An 18232-nucleotide genomic window follows, 5' to 3' on the forward strand; every position below is an offset into this window, starting at 1 on the left:
AATCCGTTTATCTGAAATCTACAAATGAAACGACCGGGCCAGCCGACAACTCAACCGGCCCGGTCGGAAAATATCGCCTTACTCGGTCAAGGCCGGGATAAAGCTGGTATCGATGAATTTCGCCGGATCGGCATCGGCGGAAACAAAGCCGCGATCCTGATACCATTTGACCTGCGCCCTGACATCGGCAACGTCAAGTCTGGCTTCTTCGGTGATGAACATCGCGCCATTGCGGATTTTCGGATAGGCCTTGTCCGCCGGATCGTTGGCATAAACATATTTATGCACGATCTCCAAAATCTCCTGCGTGGTGTCGCTCTCCACAAGCTTGCCATCCGCATCCGTCGCCAGAAGGGCCGCACGGTAATCCGCCACACCCTTCTGATAGGCGCGCACGAATTTCTCGACCATCTCGCGGTTTTCTTCAACATTCTCGGTCGATGTAAACAGGCCACCGACCTGATAAGGCACGTAATCCTTCACCCAGCCGATAATGTGCGCCGCCCCCGCATTGGCCAGCGGCTTTGCGATATGCGGCACGATGATCATGCTATCGACCTGCCCGCTTTTAAGCGCGCCAATCATGTTGGGTACGGACTGCAACGGTTTAAGCGAAACACTTTCCGGGTCAAACCCGGCTTTCTCCGCCACATTACCGATCATGTAATGGAAACTCGACCCGACCTGCGACAGCGCAAAGCTATGACCGGGCAATTTATCAACCGATGTCAGTCCCGCATCAAACGCCGCATTGGACGCCAGAATGGCCGATCCGTCATAACCCGGATCTTCATGCAACTGCGCGCCAATAACCTTAAGCGCGCCCTTGGCCGCAAGGTTAAAGAACCCGCCCGTAAACGCCGTCACGCCAAAATCGGCATCGCCCGATGCAATCGCCACCGCCACCGGCTGGGCCGCCTGAAAGATCGAAATCTCGGCATCAAGGCCCTCGTCGGCAAGGTAACCCTTTTCCTTGGCAATAAATAACGGCGCGCTTGAAACAAACGCCAGTGCCGCAATATCGACCTTCTCGTTGGCTTGTGCGGCCTGTGCGCCAAACGCCACAAGGGCGCTCGCCCCCATCGCCAATGCCGCAACCGATCCACGCGCCAGCCGTGCCGCGCCCGCCATTCCCCTCATCGAAACCATGTTTCCTCCACAGGATCATTTTTTTGAATGCATTATAACCTTCGGAATTTTGTTAGCCGATTTATCGACAAATTGCCAATCTTTGCCGCATTTTTCCGCCAAAAGGGTCGATTTCACCCTTAATGCGCAAGTCACTCCGCCCCCTATTTCCGCCAAGGTCGAATTTGCGCGGGTCTCCCGCCATTGCCGTACCACGCTCTCCCATCTTTCTATCCCCCCTCTACCGTCACTCCCGCGAAAGCGGGAACCCATCGGGCCAAAACCTCCATCACCGAAATCGGAGAAACCCGGAACCGCTGACTGGATGCCCGCCTTCGCGGGCATGACGTGGATGGGTCAGGCCCCCGATACTTGCCTTGCACAAAACAACCGTCGCCCCGCCTCGCCTCGCTTCCTTTACCGTCGCCTCGCCCCTCTACCGTCACTCCCGCGAACGCGGGAGTCCATCTCACGGCAAGCGCCCGCATCCCGCAAATTGCCATCCCCCGCCAAACCGGCTAAAACCGCCTGACATAACCCTCGGCACAAAGGCCCCGCATGTCATCAAACCCGGACATCCCAACCCCAGAACCAAACGGCAAAACCGCGATGATCATCGGCGCGGGTCCGGCGGGGCTGATGGCCGCCGAACGGCTGGCCGGGTCCGGTCATGCCGTCACGATCTATGAAGGCATGCCAAGTGCGGGGCGCAAATTCCTGATGGCCGGGAAATCGGGGCTTAACATCACCCATGCCGAAGACCTCGAAACGTTTTTGTCGCGCTATGGCACCTCGCGCGCACGGCTCGAACCGCACTTACGCAAATTCGGCCCAACCGAAATCCGCGACTGGTGTGCCGGGCTTGGCATCGAAACCTTTGTCGGCTCCTCTGGCCGCGTTTTTCCGACCGCGATGAAGGCAAGCCCGCTTTTGCGCGCCTGGCTTAGGCGTCTGGATGGTTTGGGCTGCAAAATCCATTACCGCCATTACTGGACCGGCTGGGATGAAAACGGAAATGCCGTTTTCAAAACCCCGGACGGCGAAGTGACCGCCACGGCTGACATCACCGTTCTGGCATTGGGCGGCGGAAGCTGGAAACGGCTGGGACCTGATGGCAAATGGATGGAAATCCTTAAATTCGCCGGGATCAGATGCAATCCATTCAAACCGGCCAATTGCGGCTTTGACGTCGCCTGGACCGACCATCTGATCGATAAATGCGCAGGGTCGCCTGTCAAGGCCGTGACGCTGACGGTTAAAACCAAATCCGGCCCGCAAACCGTGCGCGGCGAATTTGTGATTTCCAAAACCGGGATCGAAGGCAGTGCCGTCTATGCCATCTCGGCAGCCCTTCGCGATCAATGGCTTGAAACCGGCGATGCTACCGTGACGCTGGACCTAACACCCGACCGCGGCCTGGTCGATGTCACCACGCGCTTAAACAAACCACGCGGCAAAAACTCGCTTGGCAACCACCTGCGCAAAACACTCGGTCTGGACGCCACCAAAACCGCCCTCGTTTTCGAAGTCACCCCGCGCGCAACCCTGAACGATCCCGCCAAACTCGCAACCGCGATCAAGGCCCTGCCGCTTAAAATCACCAAACCCCGCCCGATTGACGAGGCCATCAGCACAGCGGGCGGTGTCGCATGGGAAGAACTCGACGACACCTTCCAACTCAAAAAACGCCCCGGCACCTATTGCGTGGGCGAGATGGTCGATTGGGAAGCGCCGACGGGGGGGTATTTGTTGAGTGGGTGTTTGATTGGCAAGCTCTTGAAATAGCACACATCCCCTCCAAGGCACACTTACCAGTTGAATTAGAACGACATAATAAGTATGGTATTCGAAGACTGACCTGTGGAGGAACAACAATAATGAACGATAACTCATCAGAATCGCGTTATGATCAGACCACTGCGGAACAGTCACTAGCTACCACTGAATTCAAAGAAGCACTTCCACCAAATTGTCCTCCAGATGGCGCTAAAAATCCAGTTACCCAAGTCGTCTTGAGGCTGGTGTCAAGTCAAGACGTGAGTGAAGAAGACTTTTTTTCTTATGCCAAACTTGGCAAGAAGCCACATTTTGATGTATGTCCATGCCTCTTGGCGTCGTGCTCGGTTTTTTCATCATCGAGTGGCCATCATCGGATTGGTGCACATATTAAACTCCCAAAATTGCGCGAGAGAAAATATGTAGCCAAAGTGAAGCTCACACCACAAAGCGGTCTAGTTCAATACGCAAACTCAAACAGCGGACACATCGATCTTTGGATGTTTTCGACTTTTAACCCTTTAGAAAACGTACTAGAAGTACTAGACGTAAAATCGATATGAAAAAATCATTAACAATCAAAAACGTACTAGTATTCTACGATGAGCCTCAAGTTGTTCTCCTTGAGGGAGCAAAGAAGATTCATTCCATAGCCGTAGCTATTGAAAAAGAAGGAATGGAATATCCTTTCTTTTGCTGCGAGATATACAAACGAGACTGGCTAAAGTATTTAAATCAAAAGGCAGATCTTTATTTCTTATTCAGCAACGCCCTAAATCGAAAATATTACTTTTTCGATTGGAATGACCAAAACGATCGCAAAGTAAACCTGATAAAGGCCACTGAAGAAGAAATAAAAAATCCAGAGTTCTGGCCGGAACGAGGTTTTTTTGCCGTAAACCATACAGAGACTCTAGCTGGTGAGAATGACCAAAGCCGAGCAATCCAGACCTTCGAAATAGATGGTTCTTGGGCCGCTGTCGATTTTTCTGCGTTTTATGCGAAAATGGCAGACCTGTACGGCTTAGCATTCATTGATCAACTTATGGAAGATAATGAAAAGAGTGCAGCGACTGAACTTTCACTCAAATCATCAATTGTAAGCAAACTTTGGCGCGGCGGGGGAAGCTATGTTGGCTTCTACTCTGACTTGATGAACACAATTAAGGGCATGGTCCCGCTGAACGTCAAAAAAATTCAGTATGCATCGCCCGGCACTATCGAGTTTTCAGGGAACCAAGATGTATTCAATGAAATGATGCGTTATTTGAATGAATTCAGTCGAAACCTGAAAGAATCTTCCGAGCGCTACAAACGAATTGAGACTGTTCTCAAAAGGGAAAAGCTAAAAAAGGCACCGCCTGAAGCATCTTTCTCCAGTACAGCAATGGAGTCTTACGTAAAGAAAAATTCAGACGAATTGATCAAGCTAATTGGGGTGGGTAGAGAAGAGAATTTCTTCAATGCATGCGGCAAAAATTACGTCGTTTATGCGAAACTGTGCTTATCAATACACAGAAGATTAAAGGGAATTTATGATTTCTACTCAGAAGGTCGGGTTGCCAATGCTGAAATGATAGAACTTTCTCAATAATCTTTGTGATAGTTTGGCCAGAACGACAGGGAGTTGTTCATTTGCAACCATTCCCCTATCTACCTTTATCAATACTCATCTCAAAAGCCTCAAAACAATGGGGTAAGTCGTGTTCACCACAGTGATGATACGACCAATTCTGAGAATATTTCCGATAACCTATCTGACCTGACTCGGATGACGGATGCGCTACCCCTAAGGCGCTTGGCTTATTATGACAAGTCGGCTGAAAGCTGTCGCGCGGACTTGCTAAAAATGAGGGCTGACGCATCAGAGCTAGCAAGCTAGCTGTAATTAATTTCCCATGCCGCCCAACATCTAATGACAATGCACAGACCCAGCCTTATTATCCATATGGCAACACTGCCCCGGCGGGGAGCTTTTGCGGCAGCCGCCGCCATGTTCAACCACCTGATCAAACGCGATTGAACCCTGTGCCGCGGATGTCGGCACCGGCGCGGTCCCCATCGCAAACAGCACACTGATCCCCAGAACCATCATCATTTTCATCAATCTGTCCTCCCGATTACCCACTTGATGATACACCCCTAATACACGCCCGAACACTACCCCTAAGGACAGCCTCGAAAACAAGTTGACAAAATCAACCACATTTTATACTGGTTGATAAAGTCAACCATATAGCCGTGCCCGCAACCGCGATATCGGGTGGCATTTTGCCCCGTTTGCCCGCTCCTCGCGCCGCCTCTTGCCACCGCACGCTTTGTTTTCGGAATGTTGCCCCACATGAAGATATCAAAAACCATCCACGCCGACGGATTGCCGCAGCCCCAGCGGTCCTTCGCCATGATCGCCGTGTTACTGACCGTCATGATGGCAGTCCTTGACGGGTCGATCATGAATGTCGCCCTGCCCGCCATAGCGCAGGATCAGAATGTCAGCCCGGCGCACGCCATCTGGGTCATCACCGCCTATCAGTTGGCGGTTGTCGTCGCCCTGCTGCCGTTATCCGCCCTTGGCGAAGCGATTGGCTTTCGCAAGGTCTATCTGGCCGGGATGGTGATTTTCGGCATTGCGTCGGCCCTTTGCGCCTATTCCCCCAATATCGAATTCCTGACATTCGCCCGCGTGTTGCAGGGTCTGGGCGGTGCGGCACTCATGAGCATCAACGCAGCCCTGATGCGCCACAGCGTCCCGCAGGCAAAGCTTGGCCGGGCCATCGGGCTGATTGCCATGGTGGTCTCGATCTCCGCTGCCGCCGGGCCGACCATCGCCTCGGCCATTCTGGCGGTGACGACATGGCACTGGCTGTTTCTGATCAATATCCCGATTTCGATCATCGCCATTGGCCTTGGCACATTCGCCCTGCCCTATACCAAACCAACCCGCACCCGGTTTGACTATATAAGCGCATTCCTGAATGTGCTGGCATTCGGCGGCCTGATTTCGGTCCTTGGCAATGTCGGCACCCAAAGCCACCCGATGCTGATCGCGGGCCAGTTCGTGATTGCGATCACCGCCGGGTTCTTCCTTGTCCGCCGCCAATTTTCGCGCGAACGGCCGATGCTGCCGCTTGATCTGCTGGCCCGTCCGGTCTTTGCCTGCTCCATCGGGTCGTCGATTGCGGGCTTTTGCGCGCAATTCATCGCCTTTGTCGCACTCCCATTCTATTTCCATGACGTGCTGCACTATAGTGCTGTCGATACCGGCCTTCTGATGACGCCGTGGCCCGTCGCCACCGCCATCATCGCCCCCATCGCCGGGCGGCTGGCTGATCGATATTCACCGATCCACCTGACCGGGATCGGCATGGGGATTTTTGCCATCGGCCTGTTTTCCGTCACCCTGATCCCGGCCGGAAGCCCCCATACCGCCCTTGCGATTATTGCCTGTCTGATGATCTGCGGCGTTGGCTTTGGCCTGTTCCAGTCACCCAATAACCGCCTGATGATGACAAGCGCCCCACGAGATCGAAGCGGCGGCGCTGGCGGCATGCTGGCCACCGCGCGTCTGACCGGGCAATCGGTTGGTGCGGCATTGGCCGCAATCCTGATCGGTACCGGTGGTGCGTTTGATCTGACCGCGATCATGGGGGTTGCGGCGGGCTTTGCCCTGATCTCGGCCGCCATTTGCGAGGGCCGCAAATATGCCATCCGCACCGGCATCATCGCCCCGCACGCTGCGGATGCCGTCGCCAAGCAGTCATGACAAACCCCGCAACACCTTGCGCCTGTGCGCGACAGAAACATATCGATGAGTAAGCCAATGGAAACGCCAACGGAAACGCCAGAAACCAATCTCGCAAATGCGCATGTCCCCGGCGAAACCCTTCACCGGCTGGTCCATGCCTTCAAGCGTGCGATGCGCGAAGGCTTGCAGGATGCCGATATGCCGCTTCCGATCTCGCAGATGCGCACGCTGAAATGGATCATCAAAAGCCCCGGCGTTACCGCACAGCAAATCGCCGCCCGCACCGGGCAGGACAAGGGCCGCATCACGCGGCTTGTCAAGGAACTCGAAGAAAACGGATTGATCGAACGCCGCCCCCATCCCGAAGACGGGCGAAGCCAGACCCTGCATTTGACGCCAAAGGGCGATGCGCTGATGGAAGAATACCGTGCCGTAGAAGCCAAAATCCGCACGCGCATGGCCAATGGTTTAAGCCAGAAACAAATCACGGATTTCAACGAAATTGCCAGCCTGATGGCCGACAATCTGGAATCCTGAAAACAGATAATCCCTACAGGAGCTTGGAATGAACAGACCAGCACCCCGCGATCTGACCGTGATCCGCAAAACCTATGTCACGCCCAACATGCTGCGCGTGACGCTTGGCGGTGACGGCATCGCATCCTTCCCCGACGATCAGGAAAGCGCCTATGTCAAACTGATCTTCCCCATCGACGGCGATGAAAAGGACCGCGTTTTGCGCCGGACCTATACCGTGCGTCATGACCGCATCACCGATCAGGGCCGCGAGATTGACATCGATTTCGTCATGCATGGCGATGGTTCCGATAATAACGATCACGGCGGCCCGGCATCGAACTGGGCGGTGAATTGCAAGCCCGGCGATCAAATCACCATCGGCGGCCCCGGCCCGAAAAAGCTGGTTGACCCAACCGCCGACTGGTTCCTGATCGTCGGCGATATGACGGCCCTGCCCGCCATTTCGGTCAATCTGGAAACGCTGCCATCCGATGCACGCGGTTACGCCGTCATCGAAATCGCGTCCGAGGCCGACATGCAGGATTTGCAAAAACCCGATAACGTCACCATCGAATGGGTGATCAACCCGCATCCGGGCGAAAATGCCAATGCCCTGCCCGATGTGGTGAAAAAACTGCCCTGGGCTGATGGCCGCCCGTCGGTCTGGGCCGCATGCGAATTTACCGCGATGAAAATGCTGCGCGATCATTTCCGCAATGATCGGGGCTTGGGCAAGGATGATCTTTATATCTCAAGCTATTGGAAACTTGGCCTGAACGAAGACAACCACAAGGTCATCAAGGCCAAGGATGCCGAGGCCGCATAATTCCGCCCCAAAAGATTGAAAAACACGCCACGAAACAAAACCCTGATCTTGCGCTAGATCAGGGTTTTGCTCTTTGAAACCCGCTAGATTGCAATACTGATCCAGTCTGGGGGATGGCATGCTCAACTCTTTGCGGACACTTTATCGCGACAACCCGAAAGAGGCGCATCTGGCGGCCCTTGTTCTGGCGGGCTTTCTTGCGATCTATTTTATCCCTGCTGGCACCCAACGTTTTGACAATGCCGTCCTCGAAGCCGTCCGCCTGACCAACTGGTATGCGCGCGAACATGTCATCCTGTGTCTTCTGCCCGCCTTTGTGATTGCCGGTGCGATGGCGGTTTATATCAGTCAGGGATCGGTCATGCAGTATCTTGGCCCCGATGCATCCCGGCCGATTGCCCTGGGCGTTGCCGCGATCTCGGGGACGCTTCTGGCGGTGTGTTCCTGCACGGTATTGCCCCTGTTTGGTGGCATCTACAAACGCGGGGCCGGTCTGGGCCCGGCCATTGCCTTCCTCTATTCCGGCCCGGCGATCAACATCATTGCCATTGTGGTCACGGCTAAAATTCTTGGTGCGGAAATCGGCATTGCACGCGGTGTTGGCGCAATTGCTTTTGCCATTGTGATCGGCATGATCATGCATCTGATCTATCGCCGCGAAGAAGCCGCAAGGGCCAAAACATCGGCGCGTGGCTTTGCCGCCACGGATACCGAAAAGCCGCTTGGCACCACCATCACGTTTTTCGCCCTGATGATTGCGGTTCTGGTCTTTGCCAATTGGGCACCGGTTGAAAATTCGATCTGGATGGCGGTTTTCAACCATAAATGGCTGATCACCATTGTGCTTTCGACCGGGCTTGCGGTGTTGCTGATCTGGCAGTTCAACTGGTCGGCAACGCATCTGCTGCGACTGGCCGCGCTGGTCATCCTTGCCGCCCTGATTGTCCCAGATGCGCCGCAACTTGCCTTTGCCATCGGGATTGGCGGCATGATGCTGATCGCACTTTCGCGCCCGAAAGACCGTGAATGGGCCGATCAAAGCTGGGATTTCACCAAACAGATCCTGCCGCTTCTGGTGATCGGGGTGTTTGTCGCGGGCCTGCTGCTGGGCCGTCCCGGCCATGACGGCCTGATCCCCGCCCGCTGGGTCAATGCCGCCGTCGGCGACAATTCCCTGAAATCGACAATCCTGGCCTCGGTCCTTGGCGCATTCATGTATTTCTCGACCCTGACCGAAGTCCCGATTGTACAGGCATTGATGGGGGCCGGAATGGGCAAAGGCCCCGCCCTTTCGCTGCTTCTGGCCGGTCCGGCCCTGTCGCTCCCCAATATGCTGGTGATCCGGACCGTCATCGGCACACAGAAAACAATGGTATATTGCGCGCTTGTGATCGTCATGGCGACGATCACCGGCTTCATCTATGGCAATTACTGGCCCGCAAACTGATCGATAAAGGAACCCCGCCATGAAATTGAAAATTTACGGCAGCGGCTGCGCCAAATGCCAGACACTCGCCAAAAATGCCGCCGCCGCCGCACAGGCGCTTGAACTGGACTATGACCTTGAAAAAATCACCGATACCAACGCCATCATTGATGCCGGTATCATGCGCACCCCGGCATTGATGGTCGATGAAAGCATTCTCGTCGAAGGCAAGGTCGCGACGGCGGATGAAATCCGCCAGTTGCTTCAATCGCGCTAAAGCTGCCGCATAGCCGGGATGCTGCCTCAGATATAGCGCGAATGCAGCCGTGCCATCCGGCGGCGGGCAAAAAAGCCGGTATGCTGGGTGGTCTGGACTTCTTCGGGGCGCAATTGGCCGTTTCGGTCGTAAATAAAGCTCCGGCTGGCCCCGATCACCCCTTTTTCCGAACTATAAACCCCGATCACGATAATCTCGACCCGGCAATCCTCGCCGTTGCGGACCGGATTGCAGGCCGCCGCATCTTCGTAATCACGCCGGGTCGCGTGATCAAACCGCCTTAGCAGGCGTTGCATCGCGCCCAGTTCAATACACCGGCCTGATGGCAACGGCCCCTGCAATGTCACTTCGTCAAGCCGTGCCGAAAGGGCCGTCTTTTTATTCTGGTCATTCTGTTCACTCTGGCGCGTGCCATCATCCGGGTCGGCATCGGTCACAAGCTGGCAAACGCGGTTTTGCCCGCCACCAAGGCACATCACCACCGTTTCGATATGGATCGCTTCCTGACTCATATTGCTGATCAGGAACCGCGCATTTTCCGAATTCCCCAGCATCTGGTTGATCACGATTTTGGGCCGCCGCACCCGGCGGTAATTCTGAAACAGCAATTGCGCATAGAAAATCCACACCAGCAAGGTCGCAAGGCTGACCGCGGTCTGAAGCAATGTGCTGTGCTGTTCGATCCAGTCAATCATGCCTGTCCTTTGAAATGAAACAAACCGGGTAACGGGTACGCACCCCTTTTCCAACGTGCCCGACACGTTTTTGTTTCCCGCGAACAGCCCCCCGCACAAAACACCAATCCCCAAATGCAAAACGCCCCGGCCATCGGCACGGGGCGTTTGTATCGGCAATGTCGCAACCTTAAACGGCTGGCGGCAGGTCTTCTTCAAGGATGACGATATTCAGCGAATAGCTGACTTCGCCTTCGTCCTCGTCACGGTGCACAACACCGACAAACTCGTCGCCAACGCGCATTTCAATCGGGTGGCCTTTGCGCTTGGGCGCATCGACGGCAATTTTCGGATTATCAAAAGTACGGCGCAGATAATCGGTAACGCGCGCGATTTCGGTCGGTGTCATGTAACTGGTCCCTTGCTTGTGCCAGGTCGGCTTTGGTCTTCGACCGCGTTCCGTACAAATGGCGCACCCTCTGCGCCCGCACGTCCCCGAACGGGTCTTGCTAAATGAATGACGGGCATTGTCCTTTCACAAACTGTGCCATGAAATCAACCCCGCTTGCGCAAAAAAGGCCCCAAAGGACGCAATTTTTTGCGCGATCCCGTCTTGTCCGTCTTTTGAACATAGGAAGTCGATACGTGAATGTCTAACGCATGACAATCCGCTTTGTGCCCGATAATCGGTTGCAATGCATTTCCCCAGGCGCTAATCGACTTATATGACTGATCACGATACCCGCCCGGTTTTATACAGTTTCCGTCGCTGCCCCTATGCGATGCGCGCCCGCATGGCCCTGCTGGCCAGCGGCACCGATGTCGAACTGCGCGAAGTCGTGCTGCGCGACAAACCGCAATCCATGATCGATGCCTCCCCCAAGGCCACCGTGCCCGTCCTGATCCTGCCCGATGGCACCGTGATCGACGAAAGCCTTGAAATCATGGTCTGGGCGCTGGCCGAAAATGACCCGGAAAAATGGCTGGAACCCGAAAGCGGCACGCTTGAAGACATGCTGGCCCTGATTTCGCAAAATGACGGGCCGTTCAAACATCATCTCGACCGCTATAAATATTTCAACCGCTACGAGGATGCCGATCCGGCCGAACATCGCCGCGATGCCGAAAAAATCCTCAACCGGCTTGATGGCCGTCTGGCGGTTGGCAAATACCTGTTTGGCACCCGCCCGGCCCTTGCCGATTTTGCCATTGCGCCCTTCATCCGCCAATTCGCCAATACCGACAGGGACCCCTTTGACGCCGCGCCCTTTGTCCATCTGCAACGCTGGCTTGATGATTTCCTGAATTCCCACTGGTTTGCCGATGCGATGGTCAGATATGACCAGTGGCACGAAGGCGATGAACCGGTGATTTTCAAAGCTGCCTGAACAATCACAACGTGCAAACGTGCCGGAATACGGGGGGAAATTCTACGGGATTATACTTCTGTTACCATTCACGGGCTGGTCATGGGGGGCGGCTTGTGATAGCAAGCGGGAAATCATCCCACAACGCTTCAGGACCGAGATTGATGGCCGATTATGATGTCAAGCCGCTGATAACGGCGGACGAAATTGCCACGCAGATCGATGCGCTTGCCGCCAAGATCAATGAAAACTTCAAAGATACTGAAAAACTGATCGTTGTCGGTCTGCTGCGCGGATCGTTCGTTTTCATCGCCGATCTGGCCCGCAAGCTGACCGTTCCGGTCGAAGTCGATTTCATGGTCGCGTCTTCGTACGGCGATTCCACCGAAAGCTCGCGCAATGTCCGCATCGTCAAGGACCTGGATGGCCAGATCCGCGGCAAGGACGTGCTGCTGGTCGAAGACATCATCGATACCGGCTATACCCTGTCCGAAGTCGTCCGCCTGCTTAAAACCCGCGATCCGAACCGGCTTGAAATCTGCACGCTGCTGAACAAGCCATCGCGCCGCGAAGTCGAAATTCCGATCCATTATTGCGGCTTTGACATTCCCGATGAATTTGTCGTCGGCTATGGCATCGATTACGCCCAAGCCAACCGCAACCTGCCCTTTATCGGCACGGTGCATTTCCACGACGAATAAGCTTTCGGAAATCTGAAATGAAAATGGCGGGAACCATCCGGTTATCCCGCCATTTTTGAATCTGGTGTCGTGCTGCCATTTTCCGGCTGGTCTGGCGTCCCCGGTTGTTCGGCGGGGCTTGTTGTCGAACCAACCGGCCGATCAAACACGCCAAGGGCCGATAAATCGGCAAACAGGCGCTCCAGACCGTCCTGCATGTGCCGCTTGTCGCCCTGCCCGGTTGCGTAACCGGCGCGGGCCGCATGGATCAGCATATCAAACAGAACCGCATCTTCATCGCGTGCCGGTTTGGCACCTGCCTTGTCTTCGCGTGCGATCCCGTCACTTGGGTCGCGTTGCAGAACAATCGCCAGCGCCACCAAGCCAAGGGCTACCAGAACCGTCCCCAGACCAAGGGCGGCACCAAGTGTCCCGAACTGCGCGGCCAGATAAATAAACACCGCCGCCAGCAGGAACCCGATCCCGATCAGGATCGTCACCCCGATAACCGCAAAGACCGCCAGCTTTACGGCGGCGGACTTTGCGATTTCAGTGATCGCTTCAACAAGCTGATCGATCATTTACGCAGCAGACCGCCAACCAGCATGCCAATGCCGAAAGTTATGGCAACCGAGGTCAGCGGGCGTTCGCGCACCTGATCAACGGCAACGCCGCGCGCATGGTCAAACTGGTCATGAACCTGGCCCGAAACCTCGCGAACACGCTCTGCGGCGGACTGGGCAACAGAATTGGCCCGGTCACTGCCCATCGTTCTGAGCGTCTTGGTGACTTCGGCAAGATCCTTGCGCAAAGCCTCGACATCGGCCTGAAGTTTTGCATTATCCGTATCAGTCTTGGTCACCATCATAAAACTCCTGTGGTTATCCATTAACTTATTCGACACTTGCTTAACGAACCGGACCCCAAAGAAGTTCCACACAAGATTGTGATCATTTGGAGGCACCCGCGTCAAACCGCGGCATTCTGCGCCCCCGGCCAACATATTTTTCCAACAGAAATCCGCTTTTGACAAAAAAGAACGGCCCGTCGTGGGAACGGGCCGTTCATCCCTTGCAGATATCCGGGCGGATTTAAGGAGTGTGGGGCTCCAAACCATGCCGATCAGCAAGATAATCAGTAAGGCAAACCGACATAGTTTTCTGCAAGCGTCGTCAAACCTGCCTTCGATGACAGGATATATTCCAGTTCGGCGCGACGGATACGACCGTCAAAATCGTGATGATCATCAAAGGTGTGCAGCATCGTTGTCATCCACCAGCTAAACCGCTCCGCCTTCCACACGCGCGCCAGCGCTGTATCGGAATAGGTTTCAAGCAAATCATCACGGTTCTGCTTGAATTTACCGATCAATGCTTCGGACAGGTAATGCACGTCACTCGCCGCAAGGTTAAGCCCCTTGGCCCCGGTCGGCGGCACGATATGCCCCGCATCCCCCGCCAGGAACAGACGCCCGTGGCTCAACGGCTCGGCAACAAAGCTTCGAAGCGGTGCAATGCTTTTTTCAAACACCTCGCCCTCATTGACCAGCTCCCCGTCCGCCTCGCCAAGCCGGACCCGAAGCTCGTTCCAGAACCGGTCATCGGACCAGTCTTCGATCTTATCACTGCTCGGCACCTGCACATAATGGCGCACCACACTTTCCGACCGCATCGAACAAAGCGCAAATCCCCGGTCGTGGCTGGCATAAATCAGCTCGTCCGCCACCGGTTTTGCCTTGGCCAGAACGCCCAGCCAGCCAAACGGATAAACCTTTTCGAATGTCTCAAGCTTCGATGACGGCATGGTCTGCCGCCCCACCCCGTGGAAGCCATCGCAGGCCGCAATATAATCGCATGTCAGTTCAACCGGATTGCCGTCCTTGACATATCGAACACGCGGCTTGTCGGCATCAAAGTCATGCAGGCTGACATCCTCGGCCTCGAACACGATCTCGCCGCCATGATCAAGGCGCGCCTGTATCAGATCCTTGGTCACCTCGGTCTGGCCGTAAATCATCACGGTCGAACCACCGGTCAGTTCTTCGATATTCACATGCTGGCGCTTGCCATTGACACTGATATAGATGCCGCCATGAATGATGCCCTCGCTCTTCATGCGGGCATCAACCCCGACCCGCTCCATCAGGCCGACCGTCCCCATTTCAAGAACACCGGCCCGAATGCGCCCCTCGACATAGGCGCGATCCTTGCGCTCAAGGATAATGCTGTCAATTCCCTGCACATGCAGCAGATGCGAAAGCAGCAACCCCGAAGGACCGCAGCCGATAATGGCAACAGGGACATGCATGACGTAAACCTCACTTGACTATTCTTGTTGGTTTTGCGGAACAAGAACCGTTCCAATAAGGAAAGAATACGTCTGATTTCACATGGGAAGAATGGACAAACCGGGAAAAGGATAGGACAAATCGAACATCTATACCGCAATGGTTATCGCAACATATCCCGATGGTTTTGATCGGGACCCTGATGGTCAAGGGATCATCAAAAGGCGGTCAAAAACCGCCAACCTGATCTGCCCCCACCTTATCTGCCCCGGTCGGATTTCCCTGCACGCGCCCCTGCCCGTTAACCGTCATTTTCGGTCCGGGCGTGGCACTTGCGGTTTGTTCACATACCCCCCAACCCCAGCACATGGCCCGGCCTTCGGGGGTATCAAGGAACCCGTCAAACGCATCGCGCAACACTTTGCCTTGCGGGTGATCCCGGGAAAACAGGATGAACATGTTCTCTGATTGCACCGGATCGGTAATGCCATAGCGTTTCACCGCATCCTCGCCCAGAACCCGCGCCATATCCATCAGGCCGACATCCTTTTCGTCAAAATAGATATCAGCCCGCCCGGCATCCAGAAACCGCCATGCGGCTTCCGATGACGTGACAATATCAGCCTGAATGCCAAGACGGCGAAATTCAACCTCGTACCAATAACTGGCAACCCCGACCGGACGCAGCCCCAAGGGGGCAATATCGGCAATTGCGTTAACATCAAGCCCGACCGGAAACCTGTCCTTGCGATAAAATCCGATCTGGTGCGCCTTTGCGATTGGATAGCGCGGATAAAGGACCTCGGCCGCGCGTTCGTCGGTCCAGATCCAGCTGAATGTCGCGGCATATTGCCCCGCAATGGTCTGCTCATAAGCACGCCGCCACGGTACAAAAGCATACCGCACCCGGTATCCCATCGCCTCGAATACCTCGGTCACCCGCTTGGTGTGAATGCCGTATCCGGCGGCATTTTCCGTAATCATCGGCGGCCATTCGCCTACCGCAAACAGAACTTCGGGCTTCTGCGCCGATGCTTCTGTGATTTTGCCGACTTCCTGCGCGACCGCCCCTGTCAAACCCGGGACCATGCCGCAAACCGCCCCCCACACGATCTGCACCATCAACACCAGTACCGGCAAAACAATACCCGTTCGTCTTTTCCCCACACCATACTCCTGCATGGTTCCGGCATATGCTGCCGCCTTACCCCGATAGGTCACTTTATTGTTTTTTCTGAACTTATCTTATGTTGATAAGCCTGACGGATTATTAAACGCCAAATTCTCTATTTTTCATACGCGCGATCACGATACCGGATCAAAATGCCTTTAATTTCATCAACATGTAACGACGCATAAAGTTTAACCTTTCCACTGTCGCCCTGTCTTGACCTGTATGCTAAGGTAAGTTCCGGTTGTTGCACCGGCTCCGTCAAAAGCCTTTTGAAACCGACCAAACGGGACAATGACAGAACACAGACACTGCGCCATTTTCACCGATCTTGACGGCACTCTGCTTGATCATGACACCTATTCCTGGGCCCCGGCAGCCCCGGCGATTGAACGCATAAAAAAGCTCGGCATTCCGCTGATTGCGATCTCGTCAAAAACGCTGGCCGAACTTTCCCATCTCAATGCCACGGATCATCTGTTTGATGGATTGATTGGCGAAAATGGCGGCGTGATCCGCCTTGGCGATCAAACCGAACAACCCGGCCCCGCCACCGAAACCATCGATGCCGCACGCGATGCCATCCGGGCGGCCCTCTCCATTCCCGTCACCAGTTTCCGCAGCACATCGCCCGAAATCATCGCCGCCCAAACCGGCCTTTCCCCCGATGATGCGGCGCGCGCCGGACTTCGGCACTGCTCCGATCCGCTGATCTGGGCACCGACGGACAAAGATGTCACCATCGCGCGTGCCATTGCCGAAACATTTGGCCTCAAACTGCTCAAGGGCGGGCGCTTTCACACCCTTTGCGGCCCGACCGACAAGGGGGCCGCCATGGCGCGCATGCTGGAACTATTGGCCAAAAACGGCGTTCTGCCTTCAACGGGTTTAACGCCTTGCACAATCGCCTTGGGGGATTCCGCCAATGACGCCACCATGCTTGCCGCGGCCGATGTCGCAATCCAGATACCGCAAAAACACGCAATCACAACAACCGCATTGATACAGGATCCAAAACTGATCATCGCCCCGGAACCGGGTCCGTCGGGCTGGAACGCAGGCGTAAACTCCCTTCTCGATCAATTGACCAATACCAATAACAAAAGCGAGGTACTTCATGGCTGATTTTCATCAGGGCGGGCCGATCACAACCCTGCACCGCATCATCGACCGCAACCCCGAAGAACTCGCTTATGAAATGACCGCCTTCGCCCGCCAGCGTCGGCAAACCCTGATCCTGCCCTGCCTGTATTCCGAACTTGAAACCCCGGCCATGACCACCATCCTTAATGGATTGAAACAGGCCACCTATATCGATCAGATCGTCGTCGGGCTGGACCGGGCCGACGCGACACAATACGCCTATGCGCGCGAATTTTTCAAAGACCTGCCGCAACATGTCCGCATCCTCTGGAATGACGGCCCGCGCCTGCGCAGCGTCCATGATCGTCTGGCGGAATATGATCTGGCCCGCTATGAACCGGGCAAGGGCCGTAATGTCTGGTATTGCCTTGGCTATACGCTGGCATCGGGCCGAAGCTCGGTCATCGGCATTCATGATTGCGACATAGCAACCTACAAACCCGATCTGCCTGCCCGCCTGATGTATCCGATTGCCAACCCGGCGTTTAATTTCGCCTTTGCCAAGGGCTATTACGCCCGCGTTGCCAATGGCACGCTCAAGGGCCGGGTCTGCCGCCTGTTTGTCACCCCCCTGATCCGCGCGCTCAAACAGGTCGTCGGCAAAACAGATTTCCTCAATTACCTTGATTGCTTCCGCTATTCGCTGTCGGGTGAAATGGCGATCCGCACTGACGTTGCCTATGGGCTACGCGTCGCGTCCGACTGGGGCCTTGAAGTTTCCATGCTGTCGGAAATGTATCGCAACCACACGGTTCACCGTCTGGCACAGGTCGATATCGCTGATATCTATGATCACAAACACCGCGAATTTGACCCGGCTGAAAAGGATGATGGCCTGTCACGCATGGCAAGCGATATCGCCAAATCCCTGTTCCGCAAACTCGCCACCCAGGGCACCGTTTTCTCGCATGAAACCTTCCGAACCCTCAAGGCAACCTACTATCGCACCGCCCTTGACCTGATTGAACAATACCGCGCGGACGCGCTGTTTAACGGCCTTAAAATCAATCGCGACGAAGAAGAAAAATGCGTCGAGGTGCTCGCCGAAGTCATCATGAGTGCGGGCCAGCATTACCTTGATAACCCGCTCGAAAGCCCCTTCATTCCAAGCTGGCAGCGCGTTGAAAGTGCGATGGGCGACATCTTCGAACAGCTCTCGGCTGCTGTCGAAGACGACCTGAACGATGCAGGGATCGGCACTTGACGCCCACCT

General features: G+C 55.2%; 20 protein-coding genes. 12 read left to right on the forward strand and 8 right to left on the reverse strand.

Annotated features, from left to right (window positions below; all coding sequences use genetic code 11):
* Window positions 1-78: 78 nt before the first annotated feature.
* A complete protein-coding gene (locus tag TH3_RS11225) occupies window positions 79-1131 on the reverse strand; it encodes an ABC transporter substrate-binding protein (protein ID WP_007089309.1) in 1053 nt (350 codons plus the stop codon).
* A gap of 555 nt (window positions 1132-1686) precedes the next feature.
* Between TH3_RS11225 and TH3_RS11235 the strand changes: the two genes are divergently transcribed.
* From TH3_RS11235 to TH3_RS11240, 3 genes are all read left to right on the forward strand, one after another.
* Window positions 1687-2913 (forward strand): TIGR03862 family flavoprotein, encoded by a 1227-nt coding sequence (locus tag TH3_RS11235; protein ID WP_007089307.1) that lies wholly within the window; start codon window positions 1687-1689, stop codon window positions 2911-2913.
* Between the two features lie 92 nt (window positions 2914-3005).
* Window positions 3006-3467 carry a hypothetical protein gene (locus TH3_RS22865; RefSeq protein ID WP_007089306.1) on the forward strand — a complete coding sequence of 154 codons (462 nt, stop codon included), beginning with the start codon at window positions 3006-3008 and terminating at the stop codon, window positions 3465-3467.
* Window positions 3464-4498 (forward strand): hypothetical protein, encoded by a 1035-nt coding sequence (locus TH3_RS11240; RefSeq protein ID WP_007089305.1) that lies wholly within the window; start codon window positions 3464-3466, stop codon window positions 4496-4498. Before TH3_RS22865 ends, TH3_RS11240 begins: the two co-directional genes overlap by 4 nt.
* 318 nt (window positions 4499-4816) lie before the next feature.
* On the opposite strand, the gene TH3_RS11245 is transcribed toward TH3_RS11240, so the two are convergent.
* Window positions 4817-5008 carry a hypothetical protein gene (locus TH3_RS11245; protein WP_007089304.1) on the reverse strand — a complete coding sequence of 64 codons (192 nt, stop codon included), beginning with the start codon at window positions 5006-5008 and terminating at the stop codon, window positions 4817-4819.
* A gap of 237 nt (window positions 5009-5245) precedes the next feature.
* On the opposite strand from TH3_RS11245, the gene TH3_RS11250 reads away from it, so the two are divergent.
* From TH3_RS11250 to TH3_RS11270, 5 genes are all read left to right on the forward strand, one after another.
* Window positions 5246-6667 carry an MFS transporter gene (locus tag TH3_RS11250; RefSeq protein ID WP_007089303.1) on the forward strand — a complete coding sequence of 474 codons (1422 nt, stop codon included), beginning with the start codon at window positions 5246-5248 and terminating at the stop codon, window positions 6665-6667.
* A gap of 45 nt (window positions 6668-6712) precedes the next feature.
* Window positions 6713-7186 carry a MarR family winged helix-turn-helix transcriptional regulator gene (locus tag TH3_RS11255; RefSeq protein ID WP_233421753.1) on the forward strand — a complete coding sequence of 158 codons (474 nt, stop codon included), beginning with the start codon at window positions 6713-6715 and terminating at the stop codon, window positions 7184-7186.
* 28 nt (window positions 7187-7214) lie between these two features.
* The gene (locus TH3_RS11260; protein ID WP_007089301.1) at window positions 7215-7994 is read left to right on the forward strand and encodes a siderophore-interacting protein; all 780 of its coding nucleotides are present in this window, start codon (window positions 7215-7217) and stop codon (window positions 7992-7994) included.
* Between the two features lie 118 nt (window positions 7995-8112).
* A complete protein-coding gene (locus TH3_RS11265; protein ID WP_007089300.1) occupies window positions 8113-9441 on the forward strand; it encodes a permease in 1329 nt (442 codons plus the stop codon).
* Between the two features lie 19 nt (window positions 9442-9460).
* A complete protein-coding gene (locus TH3_RS11270; RefSeq protein WP_007089299.1) occupies window positions 9461-9697 on the forward strand; it encodes a thioredoxin family protein in 237 nt (78 codons plus the stop codon).
* Between the two features lie 26 nt (window positions 9698-9723).
* Here the strand turns inward: TH3_RS11270 and TH3_RS11275 are convergent, their stop codons facing one another.
* Both TH3_RS11275 and TH3_RS11280 read right to left on the reverse strand, forming a co-directional pair.
* Window positions 9724-10392, reverse strand: a complete 669-nt coding sequence (locus TH3_RS11275; RefSeq protein WP_007089298.1) for a hypothetical protein — start codon at window positions 10390-10392, stop codon at window positions 9724-9726.
* Between the two features lie 169 nt (window positions 10393-10561).
* On the reverse strand, window positions 10562-10780 hold the full coding sequence (locus tag TH3_RS11280) for a DUF3126 family protein (protein ID WP_007089297.1): 219 nt from the start codon (window positions 10778-10780) through the stop codon (window positions 10562-10564).
* 316 nt (window positions 10781-11096) lie between these two features.
* Here TH3_RS11280 and TH3_RS11285 point away from each other — a divergent pair, with 316 nt between their 5' ends.
* Window positions 11097-11759, forward strand: coding sequence for a glutathione S-transferase (locus tag TH3_RS11285; protein WP_007089296.1), 663 nt, complete (start codon window positions 11097-11099; stop codon window positions 11757-11759).
* A gap of 143 nt (window positions 11760-11902) precedes the next feature.
* The gene (gene hpt, locus TH3_RS11290) at window positions 11903-12439 is read left to right on the forward strand and encodes a hypoxanthine phosphoribosyltransferase (protein ID WP_007089295.1); all 537 of its coding nucleotides are present in this window, start codon (window positions 11903-11905) and stop codon (window positions 12437-12439) included.
* 41 nt (window positions 12440-12480) lie between these two features.
* On the opposite strand, the gene TH3_RS11295 is transcribed toward hpt, so the two are convergent.
* From TH3_RS11295 to TH3_RS11310, 4 genes are all read right to left on the reverse strand, one after another.
* The gene (locus TH3_RS11295; protein WP_007089294.1) at window positions 12481-12999 is read right to left on the reverse strand and encodes a hypothetical protein; all 519 of its coding nucleotides are present in this window, start codon (window positions 12997-12999) and stop codon (window positions 12481-12483) included.
* Window positions 12996-13283, reverse strand: coding sequence for an ElaB/YgaM/YqjD family protein (locus TH3_RS11300; RefSeq protein ID WP_007089293.1), 288 nt, complete (start codon window positions 13281-13283; stop codon window positions 12996-12998). The genes TH3_RS11295 and TH3_RS11300 overlap by 4 nt, the downstream gene beginning before the upstream one ends.
* Before the next feature lie 269 nt (window positions 13284-13552).
* Complete coding sequence (gene pobA / locus TH3_RS11305) at window positions 13553-14725, reverse strand: 4-hydroxybenzoate 3-monooxygenase (RefSeq protein WP_007089292.1); 1173 nt, start codon at window positions 14723-14725, stop codon at window positions 13553-13555.
* 208 nt (window positions 14726-14933) lie between these two features.
* On the reverse strand, window positions 14934-15872 hold the full coding sequence (locus TH3_RS11310) for a substrate-binding periplasmic protein (protein ID WP_167710568.1): 939 nt from the start codon (window positions 15870-15872) through the stop codon (window positions 14934-14936).
* Window positions 15873-16170: 298 nt separating this feature from the next.
* On the opposite strand from TH3_RS11310, the gene TH3_RS11315 reads away from it, so the two are divergent.
* Complete coding sequence (locus TH3_RS11315) at window positions 16171-17001, forward strand: HAD-IIB family hydrolase (RefSeq protein WP_007089290.1); 831 nt, start codon at window positions 16171-16173, stop codon at window positions 16999-17001.
* Window positions 16994-18223: a glycosyltransferase family protein gene (locus TH3_RS11320; protein WP_007089289.1), complete on the forward strand. Its 1230-nt coding sequence runs from the start codon at window positions 16994-16996 to the stop codon at window positions 18221-18223. Before TH3_RS11315 ends, TH3_RS11320 begins: the two co-directional genes overlap by 8 nt.
* Window positions 18224-18232 lie beyond the last annotated feature (9 nt).

It is taken from the genome of Thalassospira xiamenensis M-5 = DSM 17429 (genome assembly GCF_000300235.2).
In the GTDB taxonomy this organism is placed as follows: Bacteria; Pseudomonadota; Alphaproteobacteria; order Rhodospirillales; family Thalassospiraceae; genus Thalassospira; species Thalassospira xiamenensis.